Genomic DNA, 18,853 nt, shown 5'->3' on the forward strand with positions numbered 1-18,853 from the left:
GGTCGTCGGGTCCTCACCGTTCGTGGTCGTGGCCGCCGTACGCGGCGTCTTCGGGGTCGGGTGCGCCGTACGCGGCGTCCTCCAGCTCGCTCAGCACCTGGTCCTCCACGACTTCGGCGAGGACGGCGACGGTGCGGGAGACGAGGACGTCGCGGGGGGTGAGCGTGACGCCGAACGCGTCGTTCGCCCGGGAGGCGATCAGCAGGGCGCGCATGGAGTCGCCGCCGAGGTCGTAGTAGTCGTCCTCGGCGCCCACGGGCGTGTGCAGGGTCTCCTCCCAGATGGCCGCCAGCGCCTCCTCGGCGGGGGTGCGGGGTGCCACGTACGCGGGCCGGTCCCGTTCCCCGGCCGGTTCCGGCGCGGGCAGGGCCGCCCGGTCGGTCTTGCCGTTCTCGGTGAGCGGGAAGCGGTCCAGCACCGCGTACGCCGTCGGGACCATGGGGCCCGGCAGCGAGCGGGCGGCCAGTTCGCGCAGTCCGGCGGCGGTGGGCGGTTCGGCGCCGGGCGCGGCGAGCACGTGGGCGACCAGGCGCGGCAGCCCCGGTTCGTCCTCGCGGACCGTCACCACGGCGTCCAGCGCGCCCGGGTGCCGGGCCAGGGTCGCCTCGACCTCGCCCGCCTCGATGCGGTGGCCGCGCAGCTTGAGCTGGTGGTCGGTGCGGCCCAGGTAGTGCAGTTCGCCCGCGGCGTCCCGGCGGACCAGGTCGCCGGTGCGGTACATGCGGGTGCCGGGCGGGCCGAACGGGTCGGCGGTGAACCGGGCCGCGGTCAGGCCGGGCCGGCCGAGGTAGCCGCGGGCCAGCGCCGGGCCGCTCAGCCACAGTTCGCCGGCGACGCCGTCGGGCACCGGGCGCAGCCGGGCGTCGAGGACGTAGGCGCCGGTGGCGGGCAGCGGCCGGCCGATGGGCGGTGCCGCGCCGTCCGCCGTCAGGGGCGCGGACCAGGTGGCGACGACGGTGGCCTCGGTGGGGCCGTAGGAGTTGACCATGCGGTGGTGCGGGGCCCAGCGGGCGACGAGTTCGGGGCCGCAGGCGTCGGCTCCGACGATCAGGGTGTCCAGGTCCGGCAGCGTGCCGGGGGTGTCGGCGGGCAGGGTGGCCAGCGCGGCGGGCGGCAGCAGGGTGTGGGTGATGCGTTCGGCGCGCAGGACGCCGGCCAGCTCGGGGCCGAGCAGCGGTCCCGGGCGGGGTACGACCAGCCGGGCGCCGTGCGGCAGGGACATGCACAGTTCCAGCACGGAGGCGTCGAAGCTGGGCGTGGCGAAGGCCAGCACCCGGTCCCCGGCGGTGACGCCGTAGTGGGCGGCCTCGGCGGCGGAGAACGCGGCGAGCCCGCGGTGGGTGACGACGACGCCCTTGGGGCGGCCGGTGGAGCCGGAGGTGTAGATGACGTAGGCGGGGTCGTCCAGGTCGAGCGGGCGGGTCCGGTCGGCGTCGGCGGGCCGGTGTCCGGGCGCGTCGTCCGGCGGGGCGGCGAGCAGCCCGGCGACCTCCTTGGCGTCGAGGGTGAGGGCGGGGGCCGCGTCGCGCAGCATCAGCGCGACGCGCTCCTCGGGGTAGGCGGGGTCGACGGGCAGGAACGCGGCGCCCGTCTTGGCCACGGCCAGTTGTGCCAGCACCATGTCCGCCGAGCGGGGCAGCAGCAGCGCGACGAGGCCGCCGGGTCCGGCCCCGCGGGCGATGAGCCGGTGCGCCAGCCGGTTGGCGCGCTCCTCGGCCTCGGCGAAGGTCAGGACCGTGTCCCCCGACTGGAGCGCGGGGGCCGTGGGCCACCGGTCGACGGCGGCCTCGACCAGGGCGGGCAGGGTGGCCGGGGGCACCGGGTCGAGCGCGGGCCGGGCCGGGCCGCGCAGCAGCCGGTCCCGGTGCGCGGGCGGCAGCACGTCGAGGTCGTCGAGGCGGGCGGTGCCGTCCGAGGCGGCCAGGGCGCACAGGGTGTGCAGCAGCTGACCGGCCAGGGACTCGGCGGTGGCCGCGTCGAAGTACCGCGGGTCGGTGCCGAGTTCGACGGCCAGCCGGTCGCCGGGCGAGACGACCACGGTGAGCGGGTAGTTGGTGGCCTCCCGGGCGTCCAGGTCCCGCAGGGCGAGGCCGTGCGCGCCCGCGGTCGTGTCGCCGACCGGGTAGTTCTCGAAGACCACCAGGCTGTCGAACAGGTCGGTGCCCGGGGCCAGTCCGCTGAGGGCGTGCAGCTCGCCCAGGGGGAGGTGATCGTGCCGCCGGTCCTCGGCGCGCGCCTCCTGGAGCGCCCGCAGCCAGGCGGCCGGGGCCGCGCCGCCGTCGACGCCGGTCCGGGCCGGCAGCGTGGTGATGAACAGGCCGGTGATGGTGTCGGCGCCGGGCAGGTCGGCGGGCCGTCCGGAGACGGTGGTGCCGAAGCAGACCTCCCGTTCCCCGCTCCAGCGGGCCAGCAGCAGCGCCCAGGCGCCCTGCACCACGGTGTTGAGGGTGAGGCGGTGCCGGCGGGCGAACTCCGTGATCCGCCGTGTCTCCTCGGCGTCGAGCCGCCGGGACAGCCAGCTGTCGGAGCGGGCCGTGTCGCCCGGGGCGGGCCTGCGGTCGTAGGGCAGCGGGGTCGGGGTGCCGAGGCCGGCCAGGGCTGCGCGCCAGTGCTCCTCCGCCTGGCCGGTGTCGCGGGTGGCGAGCCAGGCGGCGTAGTCCGCGAACGGCCTGCGCTCGGGCAGCCGGGGCCGTTCGCCGCGGGCGAGGGCGGCGTGCGCGGTCATGACGTCGGCCAGCACGTGGAAGACGCTCCAGCCGTCCAGCAGGACGTGGTGGAAGGTCCACACCACGCGGACCGCGTCCGGGCCGAGCCGGACCAGGGCGAGCCGCAGCAGCGGGGCGCGGTCCAGGGCGACGCCCCGGCTCCGCTCGTCGGCGAGCAGCCGTTCCAGTTCCGCGTCGTGCCGGTCCGCGGGCAGTCCGCTCCAGTCGTGCTCGGTGACCGGCAGGGTGACGTCGCGGTGGACGACCTGGAGGGGGACGGGGACGCCGTGCAGGGCGACGGACGTGCGCAGGACCGGTGTGCGGTCGACGACATGCCGCCAGGCGTCGGCCAGGGTCCCCGGGTCGTGGGCGCCGTCCGCGACGAAGGTGATCTGCTCGACGTACAGGCCGTGCCGGGCCTCGTCCAGGCCGTGCATCACCATGCCGGCCTGGGTGGGGGTGAGCGGGTAGACGTCCGTGACGTCCGCTCCGTCTCCGACGAGCCGGTCGACGGCCCGCTGGTCGAGCGGCGCGAGCGGGAAGTCGGAGGGGGTGCGGCCGCCGGCGCCCGGGGTGGCGCAGTGCCGGACGATCTCGCGGAGTTCGCCGGTCAGTTCGGCGGCGAGCCGGGCGACGGTCTCCCGGTGGTGCACCTCCCGGGAGTAGGACCAGGTGAACTCCAGCCGGTCGTCGATGACCTGGCCGAGGACGTCGAGGAGGTGGGGGCGGCCGGCGGCGCGGTCCATGCCGCCGGTGAGGCCGCCGTGCGGGGCGTGCAGCAGTCCGCCCGGTGCGGCGGGCGTCCGGTCCTGCCGGCCCAGGTAGTTGAAGCAGACCGGGGGCAGGGCGGGCAGCTCCGCCCCGGCCGCGGGGTGCAGGAAGCGGAGGGCGCCGTAGCCGAGTCCGCCGTTCGGCACGGCCCGCAGGTTCTCCTTGACGGCCTTCAGGACGGTGCCCGTGCCGGCGTCCCGGGGCACGTCCAGGGCGACGGGGTACATGGCGGTGAACCAGCCGGTGGTGCGGGCGAGGTCGGTGTCCGCGAACAGCTCCTCGCGGCCGTGGCCCTCCAGGGTCACCGCCACCCGGTCCCGGCCGGTCCAGCGGGCCAGGACCCGGCCCAGCGCGCACAGCAGGACGTCGTTGACGCGGGTGCGGTAGGCGTCCGGCACCTCCTGGAGCAGGCGGCGGGTCTCCTCCGCGTCGAGCCCCGCGGTCAGGCTCTCCTCGACGGCGGCGGTGTTGGTGCCGCCGGGGTGGTCGGCCGGCAGGCCCGGGCCGGTGCCGAGGTCCCGCCAGTGGGCGAGTTCGCCGTCGAAGCCGCCCGCCGCGGTGTGGTCGGCGAGCCGGCGCGCCCAGGCCCGGAACGAGGTGCTCTTGGGGGCGAGCGCGGGCCGCTCGCCGCCGCGCAGGGCGCGGTAGGCGGTGTCCAGGTCCTCCAGGACCAGCCGCCAGGACACGGCGTCCACGACCAGGTGGTGGGCGGCCAGCAGCAGTACCGGCCGGCCGCCGTCGGACGGGCGGCACAGCGCGGCCCGCAGCAGCGGCCCGGCGGCCAGGTCGAAGCCGGCGCCGAGCGGGCCGGCCACCTCCTCGGGGGTCCGCCCGTGGTGCACCTCCAGGTGCGGGGCCCGGTCGCCGGGCGGGGTGCCGTACTGCCGCCACCGCCCGTCGCCCTCCCGTTCGAACCGCGTCCGCAGCGCGTCGTGGTGCTCCAGTACGGCGGCCAGGGCGGCCCGCAGCACGGTCTCGTCCGGGTCGGCGGCCAGTTCGTGGGCGACCGTCTGGCTGAAGTGCGCGGGGTCGCCGGTGAGGGTGCCCAGGAGCCAGTGCTGCACGGGGGTGAGCGGCATCTCGCCGGTCACCGGACCCTGCTCGGCGGTGCGGGCGGTCGCGCCGGCGTCCGGCAACCGCTCGGCCGCGGCGGCGAGTTCGGCGAGGGTCTGGTGGGTGAACAGGTGGCGCGGGGTCAGGGCGAGCCCGGCCCGGCGGGCGGCGGACACGATCCGGATGCCGAGCACGGAGTCGCCGCCGAGCGTGAAGTAGTTGTCGTCGGCGCCGATCTCGGGCACGCCGAGCACCTCGGACCAGATGGCCGCGAGGGTCCGCTCCGCCCCGGTGCGCGGCGGCCGGCCGGTCACCCCGGCGGCCGGGGCGTCCCAGCGCGGCGCGGGCAGCGCCCGGCGGTCGAGTTTGCCGGTGGCGCCGAGCGGCAGCCGTTCCAGCGGCACGACGAGGGCCGGGACCAGGTGGTCGGGGAGGCTGCGGGCGAGGAACTCGCGCAGCCCGGCGGTGTCCGGCGGGCCGGCCGGCGCGGACGGCGCCCCGGCCGCGGAGTCCTGCGGCGAGCCGGCCGGGCGGGGCACCACGTAGCCGACCAGGCGGCGGTGCCCGGCGTGCTCGACCACCCGGGCGGCGGCCGCCGCCACGGCCGGGTGGCGGGCCAGCGCGGCCTCCACCTCGCCGAGTTCGATCCGGAAGCCGCGCACCTTCACCTGGTCGTCGCCGCGGCCGAGGTACACGAGATCACCGTCGGCCGTCCAGCGGACCAGGTCCCCGGTGCGGTACATGCGGCCGCCGGGCGCGCCGAACGGGTCGGGCAGGAAACGGGACGCGGTCAGCCCGGGCCGGCGCAGGTAGCCGCGGGCGACGCCGGTCCCGGCGAGGAACAGCTCACCCGGCGCGCCGACGGGCACCGGGCGCAGCCGCCCGTCCAGGACGTAGGCGCGGGCGCCGCCGAGCGGCCGGCCGATCGGCGGGTCGCGGTCGGGGTCGGCCGGGTCGCAGGCGAAGGCGGTGGCGTAGACGGTGGCCTCGGTGGGGCCGTAGATGTTGTACACCCGGCAGCCGGGAACGGCCTCGCGGACCCGGCCGACGGTCCGGGCGGGCAGTCCCTCGCCCGCGAGGACGACGGTGTCGGCCGTGATCAGCGCGGCGTCCTCGGCGAGCAGCCGGTCGAGGGCCGAGGGCACCGCGCTGAGCAGTCCGGCCCGCCAGGGGCCGGGGCGCTCGGTGAGGGCCAGCAGGTCGCGGACGACCTCCACGCAGCCGCCGGACAGCAGCGGCGAGAAGATCTCGAAGACCGACACGTCGAAGTTGAGCGAGGTGGAGGCCACGACGTGGGCCAGGCCCCGGCCGGTGAACTCGGCCGCCGCCCACTCGGTCAGGGCGAGCACGGAGGCGTGGGCGACGACCACGCCCTTGGGGCGGCCGGTGGAGCCGGAGGTGTGGATGACGTACGCCGGGTGGCCGGGCAGCAGGGCGCCGCGCCGCTCGTCGTCGCCGACGGGGGTGTCCGGCACGCCGGTGTCCGGCTCCGCGTCCAGCAGGATCCTGGTGTACGGGCCCTCGGGCAGCCGGCCGGCGGTCTCGGCGGCGGTGACCACGGCGTCGGGGCGTACGTCCGCGAAGAGGAACGCGACGCGCTCGGCCGGGTGGCGGGGGTCGACCGGCAGGTAGGCGGCGCCGCTCTTCAGCACCGCGAGGAGCGCCACGATCAGGTCGGCGGTGCGGGGCAGGCAGAGCGCGACGAAGCGCTCGGGTCCGGCGCCCGAGGCGATGAGCCGCCGGGCCAGCCGGTTGGAGCGGGCGTCGAGTTCGCGGTAGGTGAGGCAGGTGTCGCCGTGCCGGACGGCCGGGGCGTCCGGGGTGCGCTCGGCCTGGCGGTGGAACGCCGCGGGCAGGGTGCCGTACGGCGCCTCGGTCCGCCGCCCGCCGAACCGGTCGAGCAGGGCGCGTCCCTCGGCCGGGTCCAGCAGGGGCAGGTCGCCCAGGCGGCGGTCCGGGTCGGCGGCCATGCCGGTCAGCAGGGTGCGCAGGCTCGCGCCGAGGGCTTCCACCGTGGCGGTGTCGAAGGCGGCCGGGTCGTAGTCGAGGTTCACCGCGAGGGTGTCGCCGGGTGCGACGACCACGCTGAGCGGGTAGTTCGTCGGTTCCAGGTCCCGTTCCTGCTCCATGGCCAGGCCGTGCCGGGCCAGCGCCCCCTCGTCGAAGGGGTAATTCTCGAAGACCACGATGGAGTCGAACAGGGCGGTGCCGCCGGGTACGTCGCTCCAGGTCTGCAACTGGGCCAGCGGGACGAAGTCGTGGCGCCGGGACTCGGACTGGGCGGCCTGGAGTTCGCGCAGCCAGTCCAGCAGCGGGCGTTCCTCGTCGACGCGGGCCCGGGTGGGCAGGGTGTTGATGAACAGGCCCACCATCGCGGTCACGCCCGGCAGTTCGGCGGGCCGGCCGGAGACGGTCGTGCCGAACACCACGTCGGAGCCGCCGCCGTAGCGGGACAGCAGCAGCGCCCAGGCGCCCTGGAGGACGGTGTTGAGGGTGAGTCCGGCGCGCTGGGCGGTCTCCCGCAGCCGGGCCGAGACGTCCGGGCCGAGGGTGGTGCGCACCGACGCGGAGGAGGAGGCGCGGTGGGCCTCGGCGGGCCGCCGGTCCCGGGGCAGTTCGGTGGGGGCCTGGAAGCCGGCCAGGACGGTCCGCCAGTACCGCTCCGCGCCGCCGGTGTCCCGGTCGGCCAGCCAGCGCAGGTAGTCGGCGAAGGGCCGGCGTTCCGGCACCCGCGGGGAGCGCCCGGCGGTCAGGGCGGCGTACCGCTCGCACACCTCGTCGAAGACCTGGGCCGCGCTCCAGCCGTCGAGCAGGACGTGGTGGAACGTCCACACCAGGCGCACCCGGTCGGCGGTCAGGCGGATCAGCGTGAGCCGCATCAGGGGCGCGGTGCCGAGGTCGACGCCCGCCTCCCGGTCCTCGGCCAGCAGCCGGTCGAGCGCTTGTGCGGCGCGGTCGGCGGGCAGGCCGGTCCAGTCGTGGTGGGTGACCGGCACGGTGGCCCGGTGCCGGACGACCTGGAGCGGTTCCGCGGTCTCCTGCCACACCAGGTGGGTGCGGAGGACCGGGTTGGCGTCCGCGGTGCGCTGCCACGCCTCGGCGAGGGCGTGCGGGTCGGTGACGCCGGACAGCACGAGCTGCACCTGGTTGACGTAGGTGCGGCCGTCGGGGTCCAGCAGGCTGTGGAAGAGCATGCCGGACTGCATCGGGGTCAGCGGGTGGACGTCCGCGACGTCCCGGCCGTTCCCGGCGACGCGGTCCACGGCGGCCTGGTCCAGCCGGGCCAGCGGGAAGTCGGAGGGGGTGCGGCCGCCCGCGTCCGGCCGGGCGCAGTGCGCGACGATCTCGCCGAGGGCGCGCAGCATGCCCTCCGCGAGCGCGGTGACGGTCTCCTCGTGGTGTCGTCCGGCGCCGTAGTACCAGGTGATCTCCAGCCGGCCGGCCTCGACCCGGGCCACGACGTCCAGCAGGTGCGGCCGTTCGGTGCCGGTGGCCTCCGCGCCGCCGAGGCCGCCGGGCACCGCCCCGATCAGGGTGCCGCCCTCCGCGCTCCAGTCGAAGCGGCCCAGGTAGTTGAAGCTGATACCGGGCATGGGGGTGCCGGTGAGCCGTTCCTCGCGGGCGAGGTGGCGCAGGACGCCGTAGCCGAGTCCCCGGTCGGGCACGGCCCGCAGCTGTTCCTTCACCGCCTTCAGGGCGGTGCCCCAGTCCCCGGCCGGGACGGTCAGGGCCACCGGGTACAGGGAGGTGAACCAGCCGACCGTGCGGGAGAGGTCGACGTCCTCGAAGAGCTGGTCCTCGCGGCCGTGCCCCTCCAGGCCGACGGCGACGGTGTCGCGTCCGGCCCAGTCGGCGAGGACCCGGCCGAGCGCGGTGAGCAGGACGTCGTCGACGCGGGTGCGGTAGACGCCGGGGACCCGGCGCAGCAGGTCGTCGGTGCGCTCGGGGTCGAGCCGGACGGTGACCTCGCGGACGTCGGCCGCGGTGTTGCCGCCGGTGCCGTCCGCGGGCAGCGGTGCGGCGCAGTGCCGGGCGGTCCGCTCCCAGTGGGCGAGCTGTCCGGCGAAGCGGTCGTGGTCGCCCAGCCGCCGGGTCCATTCGGGTACGGAGGTGGTGCGGGCGGGCAGGCTTACGGGCTGTCCGGACAGGGCCTGCCGGTAGCCGGTCTCCAGGTCCTCCAGCAGGATCCGCCAGGAGACGCCGTCGACCACCAGGTGGTGGGCGACGAGCAGCAGCCGGGCGGGGCCGCCGCCGGCGGTGAACAGGCGCGCGGTGAGCAGCGGGCCGGTGTCGAGGGACAGGCCGGCGTGGGCCGCCGCCGTGACGTCCTCCTCGGCCCGCGGGTCGTGGACTTCGAGCAGTTCGGGGGCCGGGGCGTCGGCGGCGGCGATGTCCTGGTGCCAGGCGCCGTCGCGGTCGCGGGTGAAGCGGGCGCGCAGGGCGTCGTGCTGGGTCCACAGGGCGGTGAGGGCGCGGCGCAGGGCGCCTTGGTCGACGGCGCCGACGGTCTCGACGACGACGGACTGGTTGAAGAAGGCGGGGTCCGCCGGTCCCGGGTCCAGGAACCAGTGCTGGATCGGGGTGAGGTCCGCGGCCCCGCGGACCGGTTCGGTGCCGGCGACGGCGGGTGCGGCGCCGCCGGTGGCGGCGGCCAGCTCGGCCACCGTGGGGTGCCGGAACAGGTCGCGGGGGGTGAGGGCGAGTCCGGCGGCCCGGGCGCGGGAGACCACCTGGATGCTGAGGATCGAGTCGCCGCCCAGCATGAAGAAGTTGTCGTCGACGCCGACCCGGGGCACGCCGAGCAGTTCGGCCCAGATCCCGGCGAGGGCGCGTTCGGTGGCGGTGCGCGGGGCGCGGTGGGCGCGGTCGCCGCCCGCCGACCAGTCGGGGGCGGGCAGCCGCCGCCGGTCGACCTTGCCGTTGGTCGTCAGGGGCAGCTCGGGCACCATGACGAACGCGGCGGGCAGCATGTAGTCGGGCAGTCCGGCCGCCAGGTGGGCGCGCAGTTCCGCGACGGAGGGCACGGCCGCGGTGCCGTCCGGCACCAGGTGGGCCGCCAGCCGCTTGCGTCCGGCGTCCTCGTACAGGGAGACGACGGCCTCGGCGATGCCGGGGTGGGCGGTGAGCCGCGCCTCGATCTCGGCGGGTTCGACGCGGAAGCCGCGGATCTTGATCTGGTCGTCCGCGCGGCCGACGAAGTGCAGTTCGCCGTCGGCGCTCCAGCGCACGATGTCGCCGGTGCGGTACATGCGGCCGCCGGACGGCCCGTAGGGGTCGGCGAGGTAGCGGGCGGCGGTGGCCCCGGGCCGGCCGGCGTAGCCCCGGGCCAGCCCGGCGCCGGCGATGTACAGCTCGCCGGGGATGCCGGGCGGCTGGGGCTGGAGGGCGCCGTCCAGGACGTAGGCGCGGGTGTTGTCCAGGGGGCGGCCGATGGGCAGCACGGCGGGCAGCGGGTCGCCGGACCGGAAGACGCGGCGGGTGGCGAAGGTGGTGGTCTCGGTGGGGCCGTAGCCGTCCACGACGGTCAGGCCGGGGCAGGCGTCGAGGACCCGGCGCACGACCGCGCCCGGTACGGCCTCGCCGCCGGTCCACACCTCGCGGGCGCCGCGCAGGCAGCCGGGGTCCTCCTGGGCGAGCAGCCGGAACAGGCCCGCGGTCAGCCACAGGCAGCTCACCCGGTGCTCGGTGACGGCGCGGCGGACCTGGGCGGCGTCCAGGTCGGTGGGCGGGGCGAGGACGGCGGTGCCGCCGCGCAGCAGCGGCACCCACACCTCGTAGGTCGAGGCGTCGAAGGCGTGCGGGGAGTGCACGAGGACCCGGTCGTGGCTGGCGAAGGCCCGGTCCAGGGCGAGCGCGGCGACGTCCCGCTGGCGCACCGCGACGCCCTTGGGGGTGCCGGTGGAGCCGGAGGTGAACATCAGGTACTGGACGTTGTCGGGATGGACCGCGGGCGCGGGCGCGGCACTCCCGGTGGCGCGGTCGTCCGTGCCGGGGCGGTCGACGCGCAGGACGGCGCCGTCGGGGAGCAGTTCCCGGGCCGTGCGCTCCCGGGCCGCGTCGGTGAGCAGCAGTCCGGCGCCGGCCCCGGCCAGCATCCGGCGCAGCCGGTCGGCGGGTGCCCGGCCGTCCAGCGGCACGTGGACACCGCCGGTGCGGACGAGGGCGAGCTGGGTGACGATCAGGTCGGCCGAGCGGTCCATGAGGACGCCGACCGGGTGTTCGGGGCGGACGCCGAGGCCGGCCAGCCGGGCCGCGAGCCGGGCGGAGCGCTCGTCGAGCTCGCGGTAGGTGAGGTGCTCGTCGCCCCACTCCAGGGCGACGGCGCCGGGCGTGCGGCGCACCTGCGCGGCGAAGAGGTCCGCGACGGTGGCGTCGGGCAGGTCGGTGGCGGTGTCGTTCCAGGCGTGCAGCACCTGCGCGCGGCGGTCCGGCGCGAGCAGCGGGAGCCGGGCGGGCGGGCGGGCGGCACCGGCGGGCAGGCCGGTGAGCAGGACGGTCAGGTACTCGGCCAGCCGCTCGACGGTGCCGGCGTCGAACAGTTCCGGGTCGTAGCCGAGGCGCAGGGCCAGTTCCTCGCCCGGGTAGGCGGTCAGGCTCAGCGGGTAGTTGGTGGTCTCGATGCCCTCCAGGCCGGTCAGGCGCAGGCCGTGGGCGCCGGCGAGGTCGCCGTCCACCGGGTAGTTCTCGAAGACGACGATGCTGTCGAACAGCGCGACCCGGTCGGGGAGCGCGGTGAGCGCCTTCATGCGGGTGAGCGGCAGGTGGTCGAAGCGGCGGTCCTCGCTCTGGTCGTGCTGGAGGGCGCGCAGCCAGTCGAGCAGGGTGCCGTCGCCGGGGACGGTGACCCGGGTGGGCAGGGTGGTGATGAACAGGCCGGTCATCGACTCGGCGCCGGGCAGCTCGGGCGGCCGTCCGGACACGGTGGTGCCGAACACGACCTCGTCGCGGCCCGCCTGCCGGGCCAGCAGCAGCGCCCAGGCGCCCTGCACCAGGGTGTTGAGGGTCAGGCCGGAGGTGCGGGCCAGTTCCTCCAGGGTCCGGGTGGCGGCCGCGGGCACGGCGGCGCGGACCGCGTGCGTGGACTCGGCGCGGTGGGCCTCGCGCGGCTCCCGGTCGTAGGGCAGCGCGGTGGCCTCGGCCAGCCCGGACAGCCGGTCCCGCCAGTACCGTTCGGCCGCGTCCGGATCGCGCCGCCGCAGCCAGGCGACGTACTCGCGGTGCGGCGGGCGGTGCGGGAGGGCGTCGGCCCCGGCGTGCCGGGCGAAGACGTCCGAGAGCACCTGGAACAGGCTCCAGCCGTCCAGGAGCAGGTGGTGGAAGGACCACACCACGCGCACCCCGGTGGCGGAGACGCGGGCGAGGATCAGGCGCTGGAGCGGGGCGCGGCCCAGGTCGACGCCCTCGGCGCGGTCGCGGGCGAGCACGTCCGCCAGCCGGGCGCGGCGCTCGTCCTCCGTCAGGTCGCGCCAGTCCAGGTGGGTGACCGGCACGGCCGCGTGGCGCTCCACGACGAGCAGCGGTTCGGGTACGTCCTGCCAGACGACCCGGCCGCGCAGCACCTCGGTGCGGTCGGTGACGTGCTGCCAGGCGGCGGCGAGCGCCGCCGGGTCGGGCACGCCGTCCAGGACGAACGTGAGCTGCTGGAAGTAGACACCGCGGTCGTCCTGGGACAGCCCGTGGAAGAGCATGCCCGCCTGGGTGGGCGTCAGCGGCAGGACGTCGGCCACCGCGGCCGGGTCGGTGCCGGTGATCCGGTCCACGGCCGCCTGGTCGAGCGGGACCAGCGGGAAGTCGGAGGGGGTGCGCCCGGCGGCTCCGGGGGCGGCGGCGTGCCGGGCGAGGTCCGTGAGCGCGTCGGCGAACCGCCCGGCCAGGTGCTCGACCGTGTCCTCGCGGTAGCGCCCGGCCGCGTAGAACCAGGTGAACTCCAGGGCGTCGTCGTCGAGCCGCCCCACGACCTCCAGGGCGTGCGGGCGCCGCGCCGCCGGGTCGGCGTCCAGTTCCAGCGGCCGTACGGTGCCCCGGAACAGGCCGTCGGGGTCCTCGTCGCGTCCCATCCGGCCGAGGTAGTTGAAGCTGACCTGGGCGTCCGGGGCGGGCGGCGGCGCGCCGGCACCCGCCAGCCGGCGCAGCGCGTCGTACCCGAGGCCGTGCCGGGGTACGGCGCGCAACTGCTCCTTGACCCGCTTGAGCACGGTGTCCCAGCCGGCGTCCGCGGGCACGGCGAGCGCGACCGGGTACCGGGTGGTGAACCAGCCGACCGTGCGGCTGATGTCCAGCTCGGGGAAGAGTTCCTCCCGGCCGTGCCCCTCGACGTCGACCAGGACCCGGTCGCGTCCGCTCCAGTCGCACAGCGCCCGGCCGAGGGCGCTGAGCAGGACGTCGTTGGCCCGGGTGCGGTAGGTGTCGGGCAGGGTGCGCAGCAGTGCCGAGGTCGCGCCGGGGCTCAGCCGTACGGTGACCGCGCGCTGGGCGGCGTAGGTGTCGGGGGCCTCGGGCCGGTCGGCGGGGAGGGCCGGTTCGGTGCCGGGGACCGCCCCGGCCCAGTACTCCCGTTCGTCGTCGAAGCCGCCGTCCGCCGCGTGGGCGGCCAGCCGGCGGGCCCACTGCCGCAGCGGCGAGGACTTCGCGGGCAGCGCCGCGGCGCCGTCCTCGCCGGCGCGGCGGGCCCGGTAGGCGCGGTCCAGGTCCTCCAGCAGCACCCGCCAGGAGACCCCGTCGACCACCAGGTGGTGCACGGCGAGATGGAGCACGGGCGCCGGGCCGTCCGTGGCGTGGTGCAGGACGGCGCGCAGCAGCGGCCCGCGGGCCAGGTCGAAGGAGCCGAAGTGCGGGGTGTCCGTCTCGGGGCCGCTGTGGCGGGCCAGCCGCAGCCGCGGTGCCCGCTCGTCGACGACCCAGCCGGTGCCGTCGGCCGCGCCGTCCGGGATGAACCGGGAGCGCAGGGCGTCGTGGTGGACGGTCAGGTCGTTCAGGGCGTCCTCCAGCGCCGCCGGATCCACGTCCTGCGGCAGCCGGACGGACAGCGCCTGGGAGAAGTGGCCGGCGCGCTCGGCGGCGGCCTCGAACAGCCAGTGCTGGATGGGGGTGAGGGGGGACGTGCCGGTGGGCGCCTCGGCGGCGGGGGCCGCGGTGCGCGGGCCCGCGGCGGCGTCGGCGCAGCGGGCGAGGGCGGCGACCGTCTGGTTCCGGTAGACGTCCCGTGAGGTCAGCTCCAGGCCCTCCTGGCGGGCGCGGGCCACCACCTGGATGCTGAGGATCGAGTCGCCGCCGAGTTCGAAGAAGTTGTCGTCGACGCCGATCCGGTCCACGCGCAGCACTTCGGCCCAGATCGCGGTGAGCGCGCGCTCGGTGGGCGTGCGGGGCGCGACGTGGCGTACCGCGCGGACGGCGGGGCCCGGGTCGGGGAGCCGGCCGCGGTCGAGCTTGCCGTTCGGGTTGAGCGGCAGGCCGTCCAGGACGAGGACGGCCGACGGGACCATGTAGTCGGGCAGGGTGCGGCCGAGTTCCCGGCGTACGGCCTCGGGATCCACCGGCCGTCCGGCGGCCGGGACGACGTAGCCGACCAGCCGCCGGTGCCCGTCGCCGTCGGCGGCGGCGGTGGCCGCGGCCTCGGCGACGCCCGGGCAGCCGCGCAGGGCCTCCTCGACCTCGCCCAGTTCGATGCGGAAGCCGCGCACCTTGACCTGCTGGTCGATCCGGCCCAGGTACTCCAGCCCGCCGTCGGCGCGGCGGCGCACCAGGTCGCCGGTGCGGTACATGCGCTCGCCCGGCGCGCCGAACGGGTCGGCGACGAACCGGGACGCGGTCAGCCCGGGGCGGTTCAGGTAGCCGCGGGCCAGGCCGCCGCCCCCGAGGTACAGCTCGCCGGTGACGCCGACGGGCTGCGGGCGCAGGCGGGAGTCCAGGACGTAGGCGCGGGTGAGTGCCACCGGGTCGCCGATGGGCGGGGCCTGTTCCGGCAGCCGGTCGCCGGCGAACCAGGCGGTGGCGTAGACGGTGGCCTCGGTGGGGCCGTAGATGTTGGCGATCCGGCACCCGGGCAGGGCGGCCCGCAGGTCGTGCACCGTCTGCGCGGGCAGGGCCTCCCCGGCCAGGACGACGGTGTCCGCGGTCACGGGGGCCGTGCCGCCCGCGAGCAGCCGGGAGACGACGGACGGCACGCCGCTGAGCAGACCGGCGCGCCGCGGGCCGGATCCGTCGGCGAGGGCCGGCAGGTCGGCGACCACCTCGACGGTGCCGCCGATCGCGGGCGGGCAGAGCAGTTCGAACACCGAGACGTCGAAGTTGAGGGAAGTGGAGGCGATCACGTGGGCGAGCCCCTCGGCACCGAACCGCTCCCCCGCCCAGCGGGCCAGGGCGGTGGCGCTGCGGTGGGTGACGACGACGCCCTTGGGACGGCCGGTGGACCCCGAGGTGTAGATGACGTACGCGGGGTGGTCGGGCAGCAGCGGCCGGAGCCGGTCCGCGTCGGTCAGGACGGTGTCGGCGACGGACGCGTCGGCGCACTCCTCCAGCAGCAGCGGCGTGTGGTCCGCCGGCAGCGCGGAGGCGGTCTCCCGAGTGGCCACGACGAGGGCCGGGCGGGCGTCGTCGAGCATGAGGCGGACGCGTTCGGCGGGATAGGCGGGGTCGACGGGGAGGTAGCCGGCGCCCGTGGAGAGCACCGCGAACAGCACGGGCACGAGGTCGGCGGAGCGCGGCAGGCACAGCGCGACGAGCCGCTCGGGGCCGGCGCCGTGCGCGACGAGCTGCCGGGCCAGCCGGTTCGCGCGCCGGGCGGTCTCGGCGTAGGTCAGCCGGTCCGGGCCGCAGATCACGGCGGTGCGGTCGGGGGTCCGGGCGGCCTGCGCGTGGAACAGCGCGGGCAGCGTGGCGGGACCGGTGTCGCGGGCCCGGTGGGCGGGCGGGTTCCAGGTGTCGACCAGGGTGCGCTGTTCCGCGGCCGAGAGCATGGGCAGTTCGGCGAGCCTGCGGCCGGGGCCGTCCGCCATGCCCTGGAGCAGGCGGTGCAGGTGGGCGGTGAGCCGGGCCACGGTGGCGGTGTGGAAGAGGTCGGTGTTGAACTCGGCGGTCAGCACGCAGTCGCCGTCGGCGCCGGGCGTGAACTCCAGGACCAGGTCGAAGCGGGCGGCCGGGCGGGGCAGGGGGTGGTCGGTGACGCGCAGCCCGCCGGAGAGCGGCGGCGCGGGCGGGGCGGTCTGCTGCACCACCAGCGCCTGCACCAGCGGGGTGCGGCTGGGGTCGCGGGGCGGGGCCAGTTCCTCCACCACGCGGTCGAACGGCACGCCGTCGTGGGCGAAGGCGTCCAGCACCGTCGTCCGCATCCGCTCCACGAATCCGTCCACGGTGGTCCGTTCGTCCACCTCGCCGCGGAGCACGACCGTGTTGGCGAAGAAGCCCGGCACGTCCTCCAGGTCCCGCCGGCCGCGCCCGGTGGTGACGGTGCCGAACGCGACGTCCCGCTGCCCCGAGTAGCGGGAGAACAGCAGCGCGGCGGCCCCCGCGAAGAGGGTGAACACCGTGGTGCCGCGCCCGGCCGCGAGCTGTCGCAGCCGGGTCACCAGCTCCGCGGGGAGGGTGTGCCGGTGGGCCGCTCCGGCGGTGGTGCGCACCGCGGGCCGCGGCCGGTCGGTCGGCAGCTCCAGGGTCTGCGCGCCCGTCAGGTGCCGTTTCCAGTAGGCCAGGTCGCGGGCGTCGCCGCCGGCGTCGCGCTGCCGGCGCTCCCACACCGCGAAGTCCGGGTACTGCACGGCGGGCTGCGGCAGCCCGTCCGGTTCGCCGGTGGCCTCCGCGTGGTAGAGGGCGGCGAGTTCGCGGGTGAGGATGCCCACGGACCAGCCGTCCGTGACGATGTGGTGCTGGGCGAGGAGCAGCAGGTGGTCCGCCTCGGCCAGCCGGACGAGCAGGGCCCGGGTGAGCGGACCGGCCGCCAGGTCGTGGGGGCGGCCCAGTTCCTCGGTGAGCAGCGCCTCGGCGGCCTCGGCGCGGCGCGTCTCCGCGACACCGGTGAGGTCCGCCGTGCGCAGGGGCAGGTCCGGTTCCGCCGCGACGCGCTGCACGCCCTGGCCGTCGGCCGTGGTGAACGTGGTGCGCAGGGAGGCGTGGCGGGCCGCGAGGCGGTGCAGGGACCGGCGCAGCGCGTCGGGGTCCAGCGGGCCGCGCAGCCGCAGGGCCACGCCGGTGTTGTACTCGGTGCCGCCGCCGGTGAGGTCGTCGAGGTACCAGAGCCGCCGCTGCGCGCTGGACAGCGGCAGGGCGCCCTCGCGCGGGGCGGGCGGGATCGGCTCCGGCGGCGCGGCGGCCGAGGGGTCGTCGAGCAGGGGGGCGAGGGCGGCGACGGTGCGCGCGGTGAACACGTCCCGCACGGTCAGCCGTACGCCCAGCTCCTCCCGGATCCGGGACAGGGCGCGGGCGGCGAGGATCGACTCCCCGCCGAGTTCGAAGAAGTCGTCCGTCACCCCGACCGCGCCGACGCCGAGGACGTCCGCCCAGATGCCGGCGAGGTCCCGCTCCCGCGCCGACCGCGGCGGTACGTGACCGGCGGCGGCCGTGCGCTGGGGGGCGGGCAGGGCCCGCCGGTCGATCTTGTTCTGGGGGGTGAGCGGCATCCGGTCCAGGACCATGACCGCGGACGGCACCATGTGCGCGGGCAACACGGCGGCCACGGCGGCACGCAGCGCCAGGGGGTCCAGTGCGGGGGCGGGGGCGGACCGGGGCTCGGGCGTCCGCGCGGGGGCGTCCACGGGAGCGACCGCAGCGCCCGAGGCCGCCGCACCCTCAGGCGCGGCCGAATCGTCGGACGGGACCGCACCGGCGGGGGCGGCCGGCCCTGCGGAGGCGGGCGCGGCCGGGCCCCCGGCCGGGGTGACGTAGCCGACGAGCCGCTGGTGGCCCGGCTCGTCCTCGCGGACCACGACCACGGCCTCGCCGACCCCGCCGGCCCGGCGCAGGGCCGCCTCGATCTCGCCCGGCTCGATGCGGAAGCCGCGGATCTTCACCTGCCGGTCCAGCCGGCCCAGGAACTCCAGCTCCCCGTCGGCGGTCCGGCGCGCCCGGTCCCCGGTGCGGTACAGGCGGGCGCCGGGCGGGCCGAAGGGGTCCGCGACGAACCGGGCGGCGGTCAGGCCCGGACGGCCCAGGTAGCCGCGGGCCACCGCGTCGCCGCCCACGAACAACTCGCCGTCCGCGCCGGGCGCCACGGGCCGCATCGCCGGGTCGAGGACGTACACCCGGGTGTGCGGCAGGGCGCTGCCGATCGTCGGCGTGCCGTGGCCGGCGGTGAGCGGCCCGGTCCAGGTGGCGACGATGGTGGCCTCGGTCGGACCGTAGGAGTTGATCATGCGGCGGCCCGGTGCCCAGCGGTCCACGAGCCCGGCCGGGCAGGCCTCGGCGCCCACGATCAGCGTGCGCAGGTGGCGCCCGGCCCCCTCCGCCGGGTCGGGCAGGGTGGCCAGCGCGGCGGGCGGTATGAGGGTGTGGGTGATGCGGTGTTCGTCCAGCACCGCGGCGAGTTCGTCGCCCAGCCAGGGACCGTCGGGCGGTACGACGAGCGTGGCGCCCGCCAGGACCGAGACGAACAGCTCCAGGACGGAGGCGTCGAAGCTCGGCGAGGAGAACTGGAGCACCCGGTCGCCGGGGCCGACCGCGTACCGCTCGGCGGCGGCCGCGGTGAATCCGCCGATGCCCCGGTGGGTGACCGTCACACCTTTGGGTGTACCGGTGGAACCGGAGGTGTAGATGACGTAGGCGGCGTTGTCGGGGCCGGCGTCGGCCGGGTGCGGCGCCGCGGTGCCCGGGGCCGGCTCCTCCTCCAGTACGGCGGCGAGCGCGACCGGATCGTCCAGGGTGACCGCGGGCGCGGCGTCGGCGAGCATCAGCGCGCGGCGCTCGGCGGGGTAGGCGGGGTCCACGGGCAGGAAAGCGGCGCCCGCGCGGGCCACGGCCAGTTCCGCCGCGATCAGCTCCATGGAACGCGGCAGCACCAGGGCCACCACCCGGTCGGGCCCGGCCCCGCGCGCCGCCAGGTGGGCGGCCAGCCGGTCGGCGCGGTCGGCCAGTTGGCGGTAGGACCAGGTGCGCCGGCCGTCGGTGAGGGCCGGCGCGTCCGGCGTGCGGGCCACCCAGGCGGTGAACAGCCCGCCGAGCGTCGGATACGCCGGGGCCGCGCCGCTCTCCGGCGTGCCGGCGGGGCCGGCCTGCGGCAGGGAGGACGCCGGTGCGGGCTTGTCGTGCAGGTCCGTCATGGGTGAAGTCCTTTGGAGAGCGGGACGATGCGGCGCGGAGGACCCCGGCCACCGCGGACGCGGTGCTCTGGACGGGGA

At 77.1% G+C, this 18,853-nt stretch carries 1 protein-coding gene; it reads right to left on the minus strand.

What is annotated here, in order from left to right:
- Positions 1-13 precede the first annotated feature (13 nt).
- On the minus strand, positions 14-18,775 hold the full coding sequence (locus ACZ4K2_RS00910; protein WP_467472794.1) for a non-ribosomal peptide synthetase: 18,762 nt from the start codon (positions 18,773-18,775) through the stop codon (positions 14-16).
- Positions 18,776-18,853 lie beyond the last annotated feature (78 nt).

Source organism: Streptomyces sp. NPDC025833 (assembly GCF_055558055.1).